The sequence below is a fragment of the Acinetobacter sp. V116_7 genome, from assembly GCF_056735735.1.
This window is the reverse complement of sequence record NZ_JBWZIF010000025.1, coordinates 1-18,576: the sequence shown is the minus strand read 5'-3', so window position 1 is coordinate 18,576 and position 18,576 is coordinate 1. Positions and strand designations below refer to the sequence as shown.

The window sequence follows — 18,576 nt, the reverse complement described above, 5'->3', positions numbered from 1 at the left end:
ATGCTGGCATGAGCGTAATTACTTCGACTCCCGGTCAAATTCAGGTGATCAAACGCACTGGAGATGTTGCTGCATTTGATGCAGAGAAAATTTCTGTTGCGATTGGTAAAGCTTTTCTTGCTGTGGAAGGTCAACAGAGTTCGGATTCAAGCCGTATTCATGACCGTATTACCCAATTGACGGAAATGGTATTAAATACTTTCACTCGTCGTTTACCATCAGGCGGTACAATCCATATTGAAGAAATTCAAGATCAGGTTGAACTTGCTTTAATGCGTACCGGAGAACAGAAAGTTGCTCGCGCTTACGTGATTTACCGTGAACAACGTACTACTGCTCGTCAGCAAACGAACTCAAACCACCACCCTACGTTACAAGTTACCGATGCTAACGGTCAGCTTCAGCCACTTGATTTGAGTGCATTGCAAGCAACTGTAGCGAAAGCAGCTGAAGGTTTGGAAGGTATTGACGTTCAGGCCATTGTTGATGAAACCGTTAAGAACTTATATAACGGCGTAAAAGAAAGTGATATTGCCACTACAATGATGATGGCAACACGTACTCGTATTGAACAAGAACCAAACTATACTTACGTAACTGCACGTTTGCTTTCTAGTGAATTAGTGAGCACAGGTTTAGCATTCTTAGGCTTACCTACAGATACGCCTGAAAACAATGCACTCGAAGCCTTTTTGAAAAAAGGTGTAGAGCTTGACTTGCTTTCACCAGACTTGCTTGATTTCGATTTAGAGAAATTGGCAGCAGCAATTCAGCCAGAACGTTCTAATCAGTTTACCTACTTAGGTTTACAGACTTTATTTGACCGTTACTTCATTCACTCAAACGGCGTTCGCTTTGAATTACCACAATTATTCTTCATGCGTGTGTCGATGGGTCTTGCGTTAAATGAGCAAGATAAAGAAGAACGTGCAATCGAGTTCTATAACTTATTGTCTAGCTTCGACTACATGGCGTCTACGCCTACCCTGTTTAACTCAGGTACATTACGTCCACAGCTTTCTAGTTGTTACTTAACAACAATTGGCGATGACCTTTACGACATTTATGGCGCAATGCGTGACAACGCTATGCTTTCTAAATGGGCTGGTGGTTTAGGGAATGACTGGACACCTGTACGTGCATTGAACTCTTACATTAAGGGTACAAACGGTAAGTCTCAGGGTGTAGTTCCATTCCTAAAAGTTGCGAACGATACAGCTGTTGCAGTAAACCAAGGTGGTAAGCGTAAAGGTGCCGTGTGTGCATACTTAGAAACTTGGCACTTAGACATCGAAGAGTTTTTAGAACTTCGTAAAAACACGGGTGATGACCGTCGCCGTACACACGACATGAACACTGCGAACTGGGTTCCAGACTTGTTTATGCAACGTGTATTTGAAGATGGTGAATGGACACTATTTACCCCTTCTGAAACTCCAGACTTGCACGACTTAACTGGTGCTGAATTTGCTGAGCGTTATGCTTACTATGAGTCTGTAGCGAAAGAAACCAACATGCTACACAAGAAAGTACGTGCTAAAGACTTATGGCGCAAAATGCTTTCTATGTTGTTTGAAACTGGTCACCCTTGGATTACATTCAAAGATGTATGTAACTTACGTTCACCACAACAACATGTTGGTGTAGTTCACTCATCTAACTTATGTACTGAAATTACCTTGAATACAAATCAAGACGAAATTGCAGTATGTAACTTGGGCTCAATCAACCTTGTACAACACGTTCAAGGTGGTGTGTTAGACCGTGAGAAGTTAGCTCGCACAATTAAAACAGCAGTACGCATGCTCGATAACGTTATCGACATTAACTACTACGCTGTACCACAAGCGAAAAACTCGAACTTGAAACACCGCCCAGTGGGTATGGGTATCATGGGCTTCCAAGATGCTCTATATGAAATGAACATCGCTTACGGTTCAGACGCTGCTATTGATTTTGCTGATGAATCAATGGAAGTAATTAGCTACTACGCGATTGAAACTTCAAGCAACTTGGCTGTTGAACGTGGTTCTTACTCAACATTCAAAGGTTCATTGTGGGATCAAGGTATCCTTCCAATCGACTCTTTAGAAATTGTTGCGAAATCTCGTCCAGAGCGCATGTTCGAAGTTGACCGTACTCAACGTTTAGACTGGGACACTTTACGTGCCAAAGTTCAAAAAGACGGTATGCGTAACTCAAACGTGATGGCGATTGCACCTACTGCAACCATCTCTAACATTTGTGGTGTTTCTCAGTCTATTGAGCCAACATTCCAGAACTTATATGTGAAATCTAACTTGTCTGGTGAGTTCACTGTAATTAACCCTTACCTCGTTCGTGCATTAAAAGATCGTGGTCTTTGGGACACAGTAATGGTTAACGACTTGAAACACTTTGAAGGTTCAGTACAAAAAATTGCTCGTATTCCTGAAGAATTAAAAGCAATCTTTGCTACTGCGTTTGAAGTAGATACACGTTGGATCGTTGATGCTGCATCACGCCGTCAAAAGTGGATTGATCAAGCTCAGTCTCTTAACCTTTACATCTCTGGTGCAAATGGTAAGAAACTTGACATCACTTACAAGATGGCATGGTTACGTGGTCTTAAGACGACTTATTACCTCCGAGCTTTAGGCGCAACGTCTGCTGAAAAATCTACAATCAACACAGGTGCTTTAAACGCAGTTAAACCTGCGACTGTTGAAGCGGCGGCAGTTGCTGCCCCTGTTGTAGAAGCGAAAAAACCAGAAGCTGTTGAAGAAGATGGTTTTACCCAAGCAGCTCCAGTTCCAATGGCTTGTTCAATCGACAACCCAGATTGTGAAGCTTGCCAATAACATTCAATGAAATTTCTCTTTTTCACTAAAGAGCAATTTTAAGAGGTAAAGATTATGCTTTTTCATCTCAGCCATAATTATATGCTTGGTGTTGGAGTTTTAATCTTTGCCTTTCTTTTCTTTTATATACCATTGATTTACGCATTTTTCACAATACGTAAGCAACAGCGTAAGCAAAATAAGTTGTAGTGAGTAGAGACCAGAGGCCCAAAATTTAGTCATGCATCAATAAAACTTAATTTTGTTTACACATTAAAAGCGTATAGTAGGGACATCTTCGTTTAAGAGATGTCAAATATAGATATACACAACGAAGAGAGAACAAAAATGTCTATCCTTAGTTGGGACGATTTTGAAGATGATTCGCAAAAACCGGCTGCACCTGAACACAAGTCTGCGCCCATCCAACCGGAAAAAACGTCTGATTCGCAGAATGTATCTGCTGCGCAGTCATCATCGCAGAGCGTGGCAGCTCCACAATCCGCTGGAACCCATTCCGTGCGACCAACAGTTGCCTCCGATACGGTGGCTAGAGCCTCTGCAGCCTTAGAACACTTAGATGTTGCCCCTGGCCTTGAAGAGCTAGAAATGGGCGCGCAACGTGTTCAAGTTGACGACAAAGCAATGATTAACTGTCGTGCGGACTTGAACCAGCTTGTTCCATTTAAATATGAATGGGCTTGGCAGAAGTATCTTGACGGGTGTGCAAACCACTGGATGCCGCAAGAAGTAAACATGAACCTAGACATCGCGCTTTGGAAGTCTGAAAACGGCTTAACTGAAGATGAGCGTACGATTGTTATGCGTTCTTTAGGTTTCTTCTCGACTGCGGACTCTTTGGTTGCAAACAACTTAGTATTGGCAATTTACCGCCACATTACTAACCCTGAATGCCGTCAGTACATTTTGCGTCAAGCATTTGAAGAAGCAATTCACACTCACGCTTACCAATACTGTATCGAATCTTTAGGTATGGATGAAGGCGAAGTCTTCAACATGTACCGTGAAGTTCCATCTGTTGCGCGTAAAGCAGCATGGGGATTGAAATATACTCAATCTTTAACTGACCCTAATTTCCACACAGGCACACCTGAAAACGACCAGCGTTTACTTCGTAACCTGATTGCATTCTACTGTGTTCTTGAAGGGATCTTCTTCTACTGTGGCTTTACTCAAATTTTGAGTATGGGTCGTCGTAACAAGATGAACGGAGTTGCTGAGCAATTCCAATACATCTTGCGTGATGAGTCTATGCACTTGAACTTTGGTATCGACATGATTAACCAAATCAAGATTGAGAACCCTCACCTTTGGAGCGCTGAGTTCCAACAAGAAGTGGTTCAAATGATTGTTGAAGGAACAATGCTTGAAATCGAATATGCGCGTGACACAATGCCACGTGGTGTATTGGGTATGAACGCAAGCATGATGGAAGAATATTTGAAATTCATCTGTAACCGCCGTTTATCTCAGTTAGGTTTACCAGAGCAATTTGCTGGTGTAACGAATCCATTTGCATGGATGTCTGAGATGATGGACTTACGTAAAGAGAAGAACTTCTTTGAAACTCGCGTAACTGACTACCAAACTGGTGGTGCGTTAAGCTGGTAAGTTTAAGCATCTGCTAAATAAAAAACCGCTATCTATAGCGGTTTTTTTATTTAAGACATATTTCATTAAATTAGAAATACAATATATAAAATAAATAACAAAATCAACGACATATATTTTTAAAATTTATACTAATTTCAACTGACAAAATAAGCATTTTTAATATTTAGACACTAACAACCACAAATCCAAAACATATTATAGACAATAAGAGCTGGAGCATTTACAGGATAAGTACCACTATCCAACACCTTATATAACCTACTCTTATACTTAATAGTTAATAATTTTTCTTTTCGGTCTACTACCATGCCAACTCTATAAATGAAATAAAAAGAATCATTATTAGTTATTCTTCTATATACAAACTGCACATAATCTTCTTTCTGAATTTTTGAATGATCAACAACAATAAAACCATTACATATAGAGCACCTCCATTTCTCTAGATCAATATTCATATCCATATTTAATTTTACCAGATCATAAAAATCAACCACATAGCTATACAATACAACCTTTAATAAATTAAAATTATTTTATATAACATATACAACAATATGAATAAAAAATAAAAATATCAATATGAATTTAATTTTAAAATTAATTTTTAATTTAATAAGCATTAAATTAAAAATTAAAACACAATTTAATTCGCAACAAAAAACAAATCATTTTAATCCATCATTTAACTCTAATATTAACTGTATAATTAATCATTGGATTTTTCAATTATTCTTTGTATTACAGTCCTTGAAACTGCAAGATCCTTAGCTAAAGAATATACACTAAATCCTTTTTTAAATTTATTAATAACATCCTGTTTTTGATCATCCGTTAATTTTTCAGGTCTACCTACCTTTTTAGATAATCTATAGTTTTTTTGTGCAGCTTGATCAAATATGAAAAGTTCTTCAAAACCAATACCAATTTCGACAAAATGGATAAAATTATTTTTAATATCTTCTTTCAACTCACTATTTGCATAATCCAATATAATTAATTTAATTTTCTTTTTTTCAATTAAAATAATTGTAGATAATATTTCTTTAAAACTATTTCCTAAACAATCAATACCTTTAACAATTAGAAAGTCCCCCTCCTCCAAGGAATAATTAATTAGATTTAAAAAAATATTCCGTATAGTAATAGATTTATCTACTGATACCAATTCAAGAATAACTCTATTTGGATGAACTTTATGATCAAAGCTTGCTAGTAAAGAAATAAAAGATTCTTTTTCTTTTTGCAAATCATCAATATTTGAATTTATTCGTATATATGCATAAATACGCATAGTCATCCCCCTCTATCCCTTAGAGTGATGTGAAGTATGTCTAATAAAGTAAATTAAAATCAAAAAATATACTTTTAGATCTTCACTTATTGATTGTTATATGATTAGTTTATTAATTTCATACTTTTATAGTAGTGTAATTATTACCATATTTCTACTATTTTAAAATTCCAACGATTACAACAACTAAAAATATAATATCTTAAAATATTATATAAAGATTAAATAATTGCCTGAAAATTACTTTAATTTTTATATTTAAAACTTACAAAGCAGCATAAGAAAATTATAAATATAGTCAAATATTAAAACTATATATATTTTAAATATTAACAAAAAATATAAATTTATAATTTTCATAAATTATTTTACAGAAGTGTTTTAAAACCATGTTTTTTATTTTTAACAAATTTAAACACATAGTTGGAAATCAAACAGATATATTAAAAAAATACTTTTATATCAAAAAGATATATAAAATATCAAACACCTTCTGATTTCCCACATGATATTTTGTTTTGTTATGTATATTCAAATTATTCTATTAAAAAAATAAAACTAGATTTTAATATTAGATTAATATTAAATTTAGAAAGACTTAAGCAACAAGGTAATTAAAGATGAAAAAAAATACCCAGAAAAGCCCAATAAAATTATTAACTAATATAATAATAATGATCAAAAATGTGATGAACAGTGAAGCTTAATCTATGCATTTAATTAATATGTTTTAAACAGTGTATAGTACACTTTTGTGATTTAGTTCATGTTTTTTTTAAAAAAATAAGATGCTAAGATTTGTTTTGTTTTTGTTTAATTTTGGTGTTTTTAATATGCGTACATATGCCTATGTTAGAATAGAGCCTAATTTGCAATTTGAATTTTCTAGATATATCTCTTTTTTTAGTGAGTATGGTTATAAAATTCAAAAGAATAGATTAGTAGTAGAAGAAGTATCTGTTGATAAATCTATTATTTATAGAGATAAATTTCTTAACTTAATAAGTTATTCATTAGAAGAAGGTGATATTTTAGTGATAAAAAGCATGGATTGCTTGGGTAATAGTTTTGAAGAAATTTTAGGTATAGTTGATAAAATTGATCAAAAAAAAATCCGACTGATATGCTTGGATTATTCTAAAAATGAAATTAATGGTGACTTGAAAATTTTCTTCCTTCATTTTCTAAAATTATCTGCTGAATTTGAAAAATTGTTCAAATCTGACAATAAAAAATTCAAAGATCATAAACCTGCAAGGAAAGTTGGTAGGCCTGAAATATTGAATAATGAACAAAAAAATAGAGTGATTGAGTTGTTCAAAAAAGGCTATAGTGTATATTCACTCGCTAAAGAGTTTTCAGTTACAAGAACTGTAATTCAAAGAATTTTAAACAATGCTTCAAAAAGTAACACATTGTAATTATTTAAAATTTTAATTCAAAACCCATTAAATGCATATGGAATGATATCAAAGGGAACCGTAATGGAATATATTTAATTAGTAAAAGTTAATCCTCTACACAATATAAATTATAGGAAATATTGAATTTTAAAAAATTCAATAAGGTATTGATATACAAACATATTTAAAATATTATTATATTTTAAATTTATTTTTTATTAATGATAATTTATAATGGCTCTATATTAATTTACTTTTTACTTACAATTTTAAATTACTTTTTACTCTTCTCTATAAAATCAGGATTAATTAGTTATACAACATAAAATAAACTTTATTTTCAATTATTTATGAAATTAATTTACGCAAATATATAATTTATATATATTTACTATTGATTATATTATATTTACAAAGTAAAGTTGTTTTCTATGAAATAACTTAATCAAACTTTTAAGTTAATCTTGATAGTGTTAAAAAATTTCAAATGTTAGCTTAAGAGTTTAATCTTTTAAAATTCATAATTTTGAGTTTTGAATCAAATAGTTTAATGCTTTCAAGCTATTATTATGAAAATTTATTTATTTTTAATTTTGATAAACACTTAATATGAATGATCTTTTTTGGAATTCCTCACTAGGCTCAGCAACAGGTGAGATTTATATTCCCAAAGGACTTGGGCCCTTTCCAGTCATAATTATGTTTGATACAGGATCAATAAAAAGCACTAAAACTTACGCTACTTTCTATGCAGAAAAAATGAAAGAAATAGGTTTTCTCTCTTTTTTAGTTTCATTAAATTTAAACCAATCAAATAATTATAAAATTAATGAAATTGGTTCTGCTATAAAATACATTTCAAATCGAAAAGAAGTAAATAATAATAAAATATATTTAATAGAAATTGAAAAAAATAGTTTTCTAGATCTAAATATAGAATTATATAAAAATTATTTTCAGGCTATCGTTTCAATCAATTATTTTGATTTAAATAACTAATATTTTAAAAATTGTTTAAATAAATTATAGTGGAGATTAAGCTATTCGAGCTTAATCTCCACTATGTAATTAATTATCAAAAACCGTGGCTCACAGATGATTTGGAAACATAAATTGAGTTTTGTGGGTTCGCATCTTCGACCCAACACGATTTAGGGACATTCACTTCCTCGCCACTTACTAAAGTAATCTTTGTCTGCTTCAACTCACTAATCGTATTACTCGCAGCATAGTAATGATGTTTATCACAAATCACTGTCTTCTTATGATTATTTGCATATTGAGCAGCTTTATCTGCTGTAACCTCACCTGTACCAAAGCTAGGATGGGCTGATTTTTCTGCTATTAAGTACAATTTATGTTTCGCAATTGTATTAATAGAAGGTGGTGAATAAACCGATTGATGTCCATATGGTTGATTCACACAACCAGAAAAGATTAGTGTCAATGAAAATACGATTTGAGTTAGAATTAAATTCTTCATTAATTTTAATCCTCATGTTAAATATATAAACATCCATTTTTATAAATCCCATCTTAAATTAAAATTTAGAGCGTTGGGATTATTAACAATAGATATACCCCAATACATTTAAGTGAAATTTAACCTTGCATTCTTAAATTGGAATAAAAGAAATCAATATAACTTTAAGTTCTTTATTAATTAAGAAGAGTCCACACCCTAAAAGGCTGTGGACTTAGTGAATATCACTCAAACCTGAAATACGAGGATAGTTGCATAATAAAAATCCTCAAAATTATATTCACATAAGCCTCCATTTGTATCAATTACAAATCAATTAATTTCAAAAATAAAATTTTTTATTAAAAAATTATCTTTATTTTACATACACTAAGATCACTTCCATCTAAAAAAATGTTTTAAAATCATGTTTTAAATACTTAAATTTCAAACATTATAAAAATAATTAAAGATAGAATACTTTCACAATTTATTGTCCAGAATTTATAGTTTTCTCATCTATATTACTTTTCATCTCAACTTTCATTTCGTTTATAAAACTTATATTTAAGTAATAAACAATTAAATAGATCATTTTATAGATTCAAAGCAAGCTAATCTTTTAATATCCGCATAAAAGTGATTCCTATGAATGATAGCAATAGTACTTTTTTTTGTTCTATGCAAATAAAAAGTACGCTTATAGATTTCCAGTTTGGTCAAGAATATTCAAGGTTGGCAATCCCCTTGCACACATCCCCGCGATCTTAGTAGCTTTCTCAGCCAAATTATGATGATCCCTGTCAGCCGCTTGTAAATTTATGATATTTGATGCCCAAGATAATTGAATCAACTTGTCATGAAGTACTTTTTGAGAAACCCAAGGCACAATACTGTCATTTAAATCCACCACAACAAATACTCTATTCGCTGGGTGCTTGGGTGTAAGTGCTGTTATTGCATCTACAGTTTCAAATAGTCTTGGATCAGGTATCTTCCCCAATGCTTCTGCCAATATTTTTGGTGATGAAGGGGCTGAACTTGGGATAGCACATAATATATCTGTCCTTTTTGATAATAAGGCAGATACAATATGACCACCACCACTATGCCCAACTAACACATAATTAAGGATTTGATGTCTTTGTTTAATTTTATTTAATGCTTCAGACATTAATAAAGATTCTAATGGCTTTCTAGCACCATTATGTACACCAGACGATCCATAAATCCCTGGACGAGCTACAAAAATATATGGGAAATTATACAACTCTGTGGACTTAACGACTGCTTCATTAACTTTGTCCTGTGGTTTGCTGTTAGTATACTCTGGAAACGCCGTCGCTCCCACAATTGCTACATCTCCAGAAAAATATGCAATTGCTCTATTATTGGTTTGATTTTCGAGTAATCCGGCAGAATAATATCGTATGCATTCTTTATATGAGTAGCCATTTAAATTTACTTCAACCCAAACCGTTCTTCCGATCCCAGAATTATCTAATTGTGTACATTGTGCTTGAGTCGAAGTAACAACGTTATACGCATCTTTTCCGATAAAATTTCCATTTGTTAAATCAATACTAACTGTTTCAGCGAAAGTATGATTAGCAGCTAACAACATCAATAAAGAAATTATTTTTTTCATAATTAACCTTTTTAATTCAGATAAACTTTAGATAATTAAATTAACAACCAAGATTAGTTAATACAACAAAAAAAAATAGAAATATTAAAACCATATAATTCATTTATTTTTATCAAAAAATTAAGCTATATTGCATTAAAACTAAAAATATAAATTATGTTTTAAACTACAATTAAATTAAAACATATGAATTAAATTTCGTATAATTTTAAACATAACTAAAGCCTTAAAATCACTTCTAGTACCACAAAAAAACCAATACAATAACAAGCAGAATTAAATATCACTCTATTATTTTTTAAGAAAGGAATTAAAACAATTTAATTGTTTTCCAGCCAAGATTAACTTAATTAGGTCGCAATATGCTACATCAATTAAAATATTTAGATTTAAGTAATTTAAAAAATCAGATCAGTGAATGGATATCACTATATGATCAGACTGACTCTGAAAAAAAAATAGTCTTTATCTCATATGGTTGCCTAGATCAACGATGTAAAGTTTTTTCAATTACTAGTTCTGACATACAAAAACTGCAAAAAAAAATAAATAACTTTTTAGAAAAAATTTTTCTTAGAGATAAACGTTATCTAGGCTATATAAAACTTGATGTTGTAACTCACGTAGAAAAGAAAAGTTGGACCGATGTTACCCATGATATATCTAATCAAAAGCATAATAATCATTTTAGAAAAGGTATTAGTTTTGATAAAGATTTCAATATATGTTTTTTAGAACAAGAGATTTATGGGAATGCAATCATACGAGGAATTTCATATGATCAAAAAAATTTTATTGACCAGAATAATTTAAATAATGCAATCAAGAAAAAATATTCTTCTATTCAAAAAGAATTAGAAATTATAAAAATTAAAGATGTATGGCTTTTTGAAACTGAAAGTGTATTTTACGAAAATGGTAAATTTATTAAACTTCAAAGTGGAGGTTGTGAAAATGGGGTTAGGTTCATTGATAAAAATGATAAATCTCATATTAAAGAAATAATTAATAAAAATGCTAGTTTCCTAACCAGTCAAATTTTAGAAGATGGGAAATTTATCTACGGCTATTTCCCTGCATTTAATAATGAAATTAAAAGCTACAATACAATACGGCATTGCACTTCAATTTATTCACTTTTAGAAACTTTTGAGATTGAAGAAAACAATCAATATTGGTCTAAAATTCACTTAGCTATTGAGTATAGCATCAAAAATTTTTATAAATTAATAGATGAAGATACAGCTCATATGATTGATGGAAATGAAAATAATTATGAGATCAAGCTTGGTGCGAATGCAGCTACTATTTTAATGTTAACAAAATATCAGGAAATTACTAAAAATAAAAAATATCTAGAATATGCAGAAAAAATAGCAAATGGAATTCTGCAAATGATTGATAAAACAGGAAAAACCACTCATATTTTGGAATACCCATCCTTGTCTATTAAAGAAAAATTTAGAATTGTTTATTATGATGGTGAAGCTGCACTGGCACTCTTAAGGCTTTATCAGTTAAATAATAATAAAGTTCTTTTAGATACTGTTAAGTTAATGTTTGATAACTTCATATCTAATTCATATGAAAAATATCATGATCATTGGTTAAGTTATTGTACGAATGAATTAACAGTAGTATGTCCAGAAGTTAAATACTATCAGTTTGGTATAAATAACTATTTAAATCATATGAACTTCATTAAAAATCGTAAAACAGTATATGCTACTTTCCTTGAGATGATGATGTCTGCTTATAAAATGGTAAATCGTCTAAATATACAAGGTCATGAAAATCTATTTAAATCTTCTAAATTCGAAGAATTAAAATCTCTTATTCAGTTACGTGCTGAATTTCAACGCACAGGTTTCTTCTATCCAGAAGTTGCCATGTATATGAAAAACCCCAAGTCTATATTAAATTCTTTTTATGTAAGACATGATCGTTTTCGTGCTCGAATTGATGATCAAGAACATAATTTATCAGGTTACATTGCTTATTATTTACACTTCAAAGATTAGTTTCAAATCTAAAATTATTTAATAATGTAATTAAAGGTATTTTTATGAATAATGAAATATTTACTTTATCAAATGAAACTACAAATGTTGAGTTTTTTAAAATTGAAAAGAGTCTTAGTCGACTTAATATAAATATGTTTTTCCTTAAAAAAAATCCACATAAGCTTATTACACTAAATAATGATTTGAAACTTGAAGGACATAATAATTTTTATAATTCTGTTCTAAGCCTTTGTACAATTGGTGCCTTCTCATACTCATCTTCTAATCTTAACTATGGAATATCTATTGGCCGCTATTGTAGTCTAGCAAGTAATATCAAAATTATGGGTGCTCACCACTTCCCCGAGTGGATTTCTACTTCACCGCACTTTTATAGTGAGGACTATCATGATACTGATCCAGCATTAGTCACCCATAATTATAGAAGTCGGCGTAATGTTACTATCGGAAATGATGTTTGGATTGGAGCTGATGTTGTTTTAAAAAATAACATTACAATTGGTGATGGCGCAATAATTGCTTCTAATAGTGTTATTACAAAGAATGTAGAACCATATACTATTGTGGGTGGTAATCCTGCCAAATTAATTCGTAAAAGATTCGAAGATACAGTCATTAAAGAATTAATGCACTTAAAATGGTGGAGATTTCATAAAAATGATTTAAAAGGTCTAAATTTTACAGCCCCATCTGATTTCATAAATAATTTAGAAAAAAGAATTTATGTGGAAAAATTAAATGAATACCACCCACCAATTTTTACAAAAAATGATTTACTTAAACCATCTTAAAGCAAAAAAATCTTTTATGTTGTATAAATTATAAAATGGTTATTTATTATGAAAACTCAATATTTTTTTCTATTTCCAAAAATTGACCAAAAGAAAAATGGATTGGTTTTTGCTCTTTTAAAGCGCGCAAAAATACTAAATGAACAATTAGGTATTAGCCCCACAATTATTACTACTGAATATGATCGCTCACTTGCAGAAAATTATTGGAGCCTTATAGCTACAAACTTAGCTCCTCCTTCTATTGGCTATCTCAATTTATATGGTGATTTTCAAGGAACTCATCTAAAACTAGCTAATAAAAAAATTCATGGCCCTATGGTAGAAATGTTTAACAGTAACATTTTAAAAACTATAATTCCTTTCACATACAATCAACGTTTTCATGATAAAAATAATAAAAACTATTTGTACGAAATACGGCAAAATGACTCTCCTACTTTAAGTTATGTGAATACTTTCAAAAAAGGTGTAAAAACAGGACGAATTATTTATGACTCTTATGGTTATCTTAGTTGTATTCAAGTCATCAACCCAGAGAATCAAATGATAATAACTGAAACTTATTATCATACAGAAGGTTATCCAGTTATTATAAAAAACTATCAACTCAACGAAAAGAATAAAAGCATTGTTTCAAATATTTTTTTATTTAATAAACAAGGTGTTATTAATGAAGTTTTCGATACTGAGTCTCAACTCATTCAATATTGGTTCCTAAAAATCTCTCAACTTTATAAAAATGATCTGATGTATATTCTTATCGACCGTGCAATTCATTTCTATGAACCACTTAGAGAGATAAAACAAGAAAACATGCGATTTATTGGGACAATTCATGCTACCCATTTAAATGGTCATGATATTCAAAATTCTACAATTAATCGTCATTATCGTAGCTATTTTAAATATAGTAATGAATTAGACGCACTAGTAATCTTAACTGAACGCCAAAAACAACATATTCAACAACGCTTTGGAATGGAAGAGAAATTATTTGTTATTCCACATATATATGAAAAAGCTATTGACCATGTCAATTTTTCAAACAGAGACCCAATGTTTTGCTTAACTATTGCTAGATATGATAAAGCGAAAAATTTAGATAGCTTAATTAGAATTTTCAAAAAAGTTGTAGAAGTAATCCCCAATGCTTATTTAAACATTTATGGTTTTGGAAGTGAGCATAACTTCTTACAAAGTCAAATTGATGAACATCAGTTAAATAACCATATTAAATTGATGGGCTATAATGAGAATACTGATGCTTTATATAATAAGGCAAGCTTATTCCTTTTTTCTAGCCGATCTGAAGGTTTCGGTATGGCAGTTTTAGAAGCCCTATGCCATGGCTGCCCTGTCGTGAGTTATGACATCGATTACGGACCATCAGACATGATTAATCATGATGAAAATGGCTATTTAGTTACTTTTCAAGATGAAGAATTATTTGCACAAAAAGTAGTTTCTTTATTAAAAGATGAACACAAACGGCTTAAACTTAGTGAAAATGCATATGCATGTAGTCGACTCACAGATCAAAAACAATTTGCCCTAAAATGGCAAGAGCTTTTCCAGGCTATTCAGTAATGTTTTTTATGCATAAAAAAACTTTGGTTTTATTATTCTCTACATTTTGTGTATCTACTTATATTCATGCAAAAACTGATTGTTATTCAAGTAACCCTCCTGTTGTTAAACAACTTGATCAAGTCTATTATGGCATGAATAATCTGCGTATTTTTTACACTACTTCTGGTGATAATGCTTTAATATTTCAGCAGGATAAAAATCTAAATCATGTTCCAGACTATGTAGAAAATATTGCTATTCAAGCAAATACCACACGAAAAGCTTGGTCCGTTTTAGGCTACCAAGATCCTTTGAATAGTCCACGCTATAAAAATAACGTCCAATATATTGATATACAAATACAGAAGCTTGATGGACTCGGACTAGCTTATGATGAACCCCATCGACATTCCAATAATCCATTAAAAAAAAATGCTTGTGCTCTAATTATTCTTATTAGCAATAATATTACAAATCTAACTACTGACTCTTCATTAATAGCACATGAATTATTTCATCTTTACACCTATGGTTATACGATGTTTAAGCAACCTTGGCTGACAGAAAGCTTGGCAGCTTGGTCAGAAGGGATTATCAGAAAAGATAAGTTTGGTACATATGGACAAAGAAATTTGCCGAAAAATGAAGAAGATTTTGACAAATACATCTTTCAAAGAACTTATAGAACATCTCAATTATGGAACCGTCTTACCACACTTATAGATACATCTGATGGAAAACTATTTTTACCCTCTTCTCTCATACAACAGAGATACACTGATGGACAACCTGTTTTTCAAGATCAATATTTAAAAGGAACCATCTTTATGAAAAAGTTTCTTGAAAATCTTGGAAGACAAGATCAACAAATTTCTATTTTAAATAATTGGAATTTATATCATTGGAAAGAAATTGATCAAAATTCAGCTCATTTCAACCAAAAAATTTTAGATACTTTATTGATAACTCTAGAAAAAACTAACGAAAGCAATATAGAGAAAAATAAATTTCAAAGTCTCTTAAAAAAAGTTATTAAAAATAAAAAATCTAGTTAATTTTACTTTCAAAAATATTAAAAAAGCCATTTACTGCGACTAATGCTTTTAAAAACTATTTTAAATAAAAAAAGAGAAGGCACTTATGCCTTCTCTTCTATTTACAGTTTTCTATCCGCAATAATCAATTAAAATAACAACTGATTATTATTCAATAACTCATCCAGTGTTGTATCTGTATTTTTCAATACAATGAGATCAGTTGAGTTATAGGTATTTCCAGTACCATCTCGATCAATACTAATCAAAGTATTACCCGCACCGTCAGAAGTAACAGACACATAATTAGAGATATTGCTTGCATTAGCACCATTTAACAATGAACTAATATCAACTTTATCACCTTGCGCCAAATTAAAGTCAGTCCATTCATCCTTACCATTGCCACCCGTTGCATCAGCAGCATTCAGTAAGTTATAGACAACTGTATCTGCACCAGCTCCAGTGGTAATAATGTCATGGCTAGCAGTACTGATGGTCTCACTACCAATATTCACGGTCAATGTTGCAGGTGTACTTTCATCACCTGTTGCAGCAACCAGTTTATAGTTCAATGTAGCGACATCACCAGAAGTAGCAGAACTATTTGCTGTGAACGTATATGTTCCATTTGCCGAAACAACGAATGTACCATCCTCAACCGCGATTGTTTGACCATTCGCTTGTACATATGTACCAGGCGAAGTTTCTACAAATACTTTTGTACTTGCTCCACCCGTTACATCTACACCATTACCAGAATCATCTGTTAACAAGTTACCCGTAGCAGTTACCGTCGCACCATTACCAACGAATTGGTCATAATGTGTGAAAGTAGCATTTACAGTAGTGTTGACAGTAGTTGTATTCGTTCCAGCAATCAGAGGAATATTAGATTCTGTGCTACCAAACACGACACGCCATTGACTAGCAGTGTCTGATGCAGAAACCTGATAAGAGCCACTGATCAACACAGTACCGCCAGCATCACCTAAGATTGGTGATGAATGTACAACAGAAGCTGATGCTCCAGGTTGAGTTGTCCAAACACCATTCACAAGTTTTTGCACTTGATAACTGAAAGTATCACCATTAGCAGAGCTATCGAGGATACCACCTTGTGTAGTCACAGAGAAATTAAGCGATGCAGCAGTATTTGCAGCGACATTAATCACATCACTCGTATCACTACCAGCAACTGAAGTAGCAGCGCCAAATAACGGTTTCGTACTACTTGCAGCCATACTACCCGTATCAACAGTTGTATTGGTTGATGGAACTAACGTAATCGCAGCTGCTGCTGTATTATCAGTTGCCGTCAACTCTACTACACCATCTTGAGTTGGATCTTCTGGCCATGTGATATCAAGATCATTTGTATCAATGCGAACATTTAAAGTCGCTGTATCTTGATGCCCGTCACTATCCTGAATGGTGTAAGTGAAACTATCTACTTTACCTAGACTATTTGGAATGGTGAAATCACGGATGTATTCATAATTACCATTCTTATCAATAAACAACTCACCATATTCACCTTGAATACGAGTAAATGCTTCACTGTCTTGTGGTAGAGCAGTTGTCACACCATCTTCATTAGCAACACTGATAACCGTTGCTGTTTCACCAGCATGAATCACATCAGCAACGTCCGTTGGATTTTCAGGATTATTTGCTGTAATCACATTACCTTTCGCAACGACATCACCATAATCACTCAGTACCTCATTGGTAACAGAAATTGAAGCGATACCAATACCAGTTACTTGAACACCCTCACCTGGAGTTAATACAAGCGCATATTGTCCTTCAGGTAGATTACTGATAGATGCTCCACCACCCATGACGCCTAAACCAATTCCAAGCATAGATCCAGCATTGTCTATTTTGCTGTACTGTTCGTATCCACCAGTATTCTCGTTATAACGAAGAATATTAAGGTCATAAGAACCAATACCACCACCTATTAACACTCCACCAAAAGATACATCAAACGATGCAATTCCACCTTCAGGTACGGTAACTGTAATTGGTGTTTGACCTTTAAGATCAATAATTGGACCGATGAATGACAATGATGGGAAGGTTACTAATGCACCACCCGGAATATCAGGATGAGTTACTACAGGATTAACCTCACTTAATACCGTAGCAATATCGTCAATAGCATCAATGAAAACTGGAACTATAGATGTGACTGGTAATGAAGTATTACCTGCTGCATCTGTCGCTGTTGCTGTTACAACATCGCCAGTTACTAATGTGCCAGGATTAGCTACAGACCAAGTACCATCACCTTCTGTAGTAGTAGTAATGGTACTACCATCTGGGAAGGTTACAGTTACTGTTGAGCCTGGTTCTGCCGTACCTGTAATCGGATCAACATCATCCAATTCATCAATAGCAATTACTGGAGGTACAGTATCTACAACTTCCGTTGCCGGTACTGATTCGTTACCTGCTGCATCTGTCGCTGTTGCTGTTACAACATCGCCATTATTCAAGCCTGGGTTCGGTACTGTCCAGCTTCCATCTGTACCTGCAACGACTGTCGCTGTGGTGCCATCTGGATAAGTCACTGTCACTGTTGAACCTGGTTCTGCCGTACCTGTGATCGGATCCGTACCATTGATTGGATCAATCTCTGGTGCTGCCGGAGCCAATGCATCTACAACTTCTGTTGCCGGTACTGATTCATTACCTGCTGCATCTGTCGCTGTTGCTGTGACAACATCGCCATCATTCAAGCCTGGGTTCGGTACTGTCCAGCTTCCATCTGTACCTGCAACGACTGTCGCTGTGGTGCCATCTGGATAAGTCACTGTCACTGTTGAACCTGGTTCTGCCGTACCTGTGATCGGATCCGTACCATTGATTGGATCAATCTCTGGTGC

Annotated in this window: 13 protein-coding genes and 1 pseudogene; 9 read left to right on the top strand and 5 right to left on the bottom strand. The window is 32.6% G+C overall.

Annotated features, from left to right (window positions below):
• Window positions 1-8: 8 nt before the first annotated feature.
• The 3 genes from AC1PJP_RS10660 (at window position 9) to AC1PJP_RS10650 (ending at window position 4,451) form a co-directional block, all read left to right on the top strand.
• Window positions 9-2,840: a ribonucleoside-diphosphate reductase subunit alpha gene (locus AC1PJP_RS10660; RefSeq protein ID WP_004794340.1), complete on the top strand. Its 2,832-nt coding sequence runs from the start codon at window positions 9-11 to the stop codon at window positions 2,838-2,840.
• Between the two features lie 54 nt (window positions 2,841-2,894).
• Window positions 2,895-3,029, top strand: coding sequence for a preprotein translocase subunit YajC (locus AC1PJP_RS10655; protein ID WP_081399196.1), 135 nt, complete (start codon window positions 2,895-2,897; stop codon window positions 3,027-3,029).
• Window positions 3,030-3,167: 138 nt separating this feature from the next.
• Window positions 3,168-4,451 carry a ribonucleotide-diphosphate reductase subunit beta gene (locus AC1PJP_RS10650; RefSeq protein WP_005302967.1) on the top strand — a complete coding sequence of 428 codons (1,284 nt, stop codon included), beginning with the start codon at window positions 3,168-3,170 and terminating at the stop codon, window positions 4,449-4,451.
• A gap of 173 nt (window positions 4,452-4,624) precedes the next feature.
• Here AC1PJP_RS10650 and AC1PJP_RS10645 read toward each other — a convergent pair whose 3' ends face one another.
• Both AC1PJP_RS10645 and AC1PJP_RS10640 read right to left on the bottom strand, forming a co-directional pair.
• Complete coding sequence (locus AC1PJP_RS10645; protein ID WP_031947468.1) at window positions 4,625-4,918, bottom strand: hypothetical protein; 294 nt, start codon at window positions 4,916-4,918, stop codon at window positions 4,625-4,627.
• A 245-nt stretch (window positions 4,919-5,163) separates the two neighbouring features.
• Window positions 5,164-5,748 carry a recombinase family protein gene (locus AC1PJP_RS10640; RefSeq protein ID WP_479766951.1) on the bottom strand — a complete coding sequence of 195 codons (585 nt, stop codon included), beginning with the start codon at window positions 5,746-5,748 and terminating at the stop codon, window positions 5,164-5,166.
• An 833-nt stretch (window positions 5,749-6,581) separates the two neighbouring features.
• Here AC1PJP_RS10640 and AC1PJP_RS10635 point away from each other — a divergent pair.
• Both AC1PJP_RS10635 and AC1PJP_RS10630 read left to right on the top strand, forming a co-directional pair.
• Window positions 6,582-7,169, top strand: a complete 588-nt coding sequence (locus AC1PJP_RS10635) for a recombinase family protein (RefSeq protein ID WP_031947466.1) — start codon at window positions 6,582-6,584, stop codon at window positions 7,167-7,169.
• Window positions 7,170-7,760: 591 nt separating this feature from the next.
• On the top strand, window positions 7,761-8,150 hold the full coding sequence (locus AC1PJP_RS10630) for a hypothetical protein (RefSeq protein ID WP_479766950.1): 390 nt from the start codon (window positions 7,761-7,763) through the stop codon (window positions 8,148-8,150).
• A gap of 76 nt (window positions 8,151-8,226) precedes the next feature.
• On the opposite strand, the gene AC1PJP_RS10625 is transcribed toward AC1PJP_RS10630, so the two are convergent.
• Window positions 8,227-8,634 carry a hypothetical protein gene (locus AC1PJP_RS10625; RefSeq protein WP_479766949.1) on the bottom strand — a complete coding sequence of 136 codons (408 nt, stop codon included), beginning with the start codon at window positions 8,632-8,634 and terminating at the stop codon, window positions 8,227-8,229.
• Window positions 8,635-9,259: 625 nt separating this feature from the next.
• Window positions 9,260-9,883, bottom strand: a pseudogene (locus AC1PJP_RS10620) (alpha/beta hydrolase).
• Between the two features lie 740 nt (window positions 9,884-10,623).
• Between AC1PJP_RS10620 and AC1PJP_RS10615 the strand changes: the two are divergent.
• From AC1PJP_RS10615 to AC1PJP_RS10600, 4 genes are read left to right on the top strand one after another with little or no spacing between them, the layout of a single operon-like run.
• Complete coding sequence (locus AC1PJP_RS10615) at window positions 10,624-12,282, top strand: glycoside hydrolase family protein (RefSeq protein ID WP_479766948.1); 1,659 nt, start codon at window positions 10,624-10,626, stop codon at window positions 12,280-12,282.
• A 44-nt stretch (window positions 12,283-12,326) separates the two neighbouring features.
• Window positions 12,327-13,076, top strand: coding sequence for a CatB-related O-acetyltransferase (locus AC1PJP_RS10610; protein WP_479766947.1), 750 nt, complete (start codon window positions 12,327-12,329; stop codon window positions 13,074-13,076).
• 48 nt (window positions 13,077-13,124) lie between these two features.
• On the top strand, window positions 13,125-14,666 hold the full coding sequence (locus tag AC1PJP_RS10605; RefSeq protein ID WP_479766946.1) for a glycosyltransferase: 1,542 nt from the start codon (window positions 13,125-13,127) through the stop codon (window positions 14,664-14,666).
• Window positions 14,666-15,703: a peptidase MA family protein gene (locus AC1PJP_RS10600; protein ID WP_479766980.1), complete on the top strand. Its 1,038-nt coding sequence runs from the start codon at window positions 14,666-14,668 to the stop codon at window positions 15,701-15,703. Before AC1PJP_RS10605 ends, AC1PJP_RS10600 begins: the two co-directional genes overlap by 1 nt.
• Before the next feature lie 128 nt (window positions 15,704-15,831).
• Here AC1PJP_RS10600 and AC1PJP_RS10595 read toward each other — a convergent pair.
• The coding region (locus tag AC1PJP_RS10595; RefSeq protein WP_479766945.1) for an ABSDF2314 family large adhesin at window positions 15,832-18,576 on the bottom strand (2,745 nt) is incomplete at its 5' end.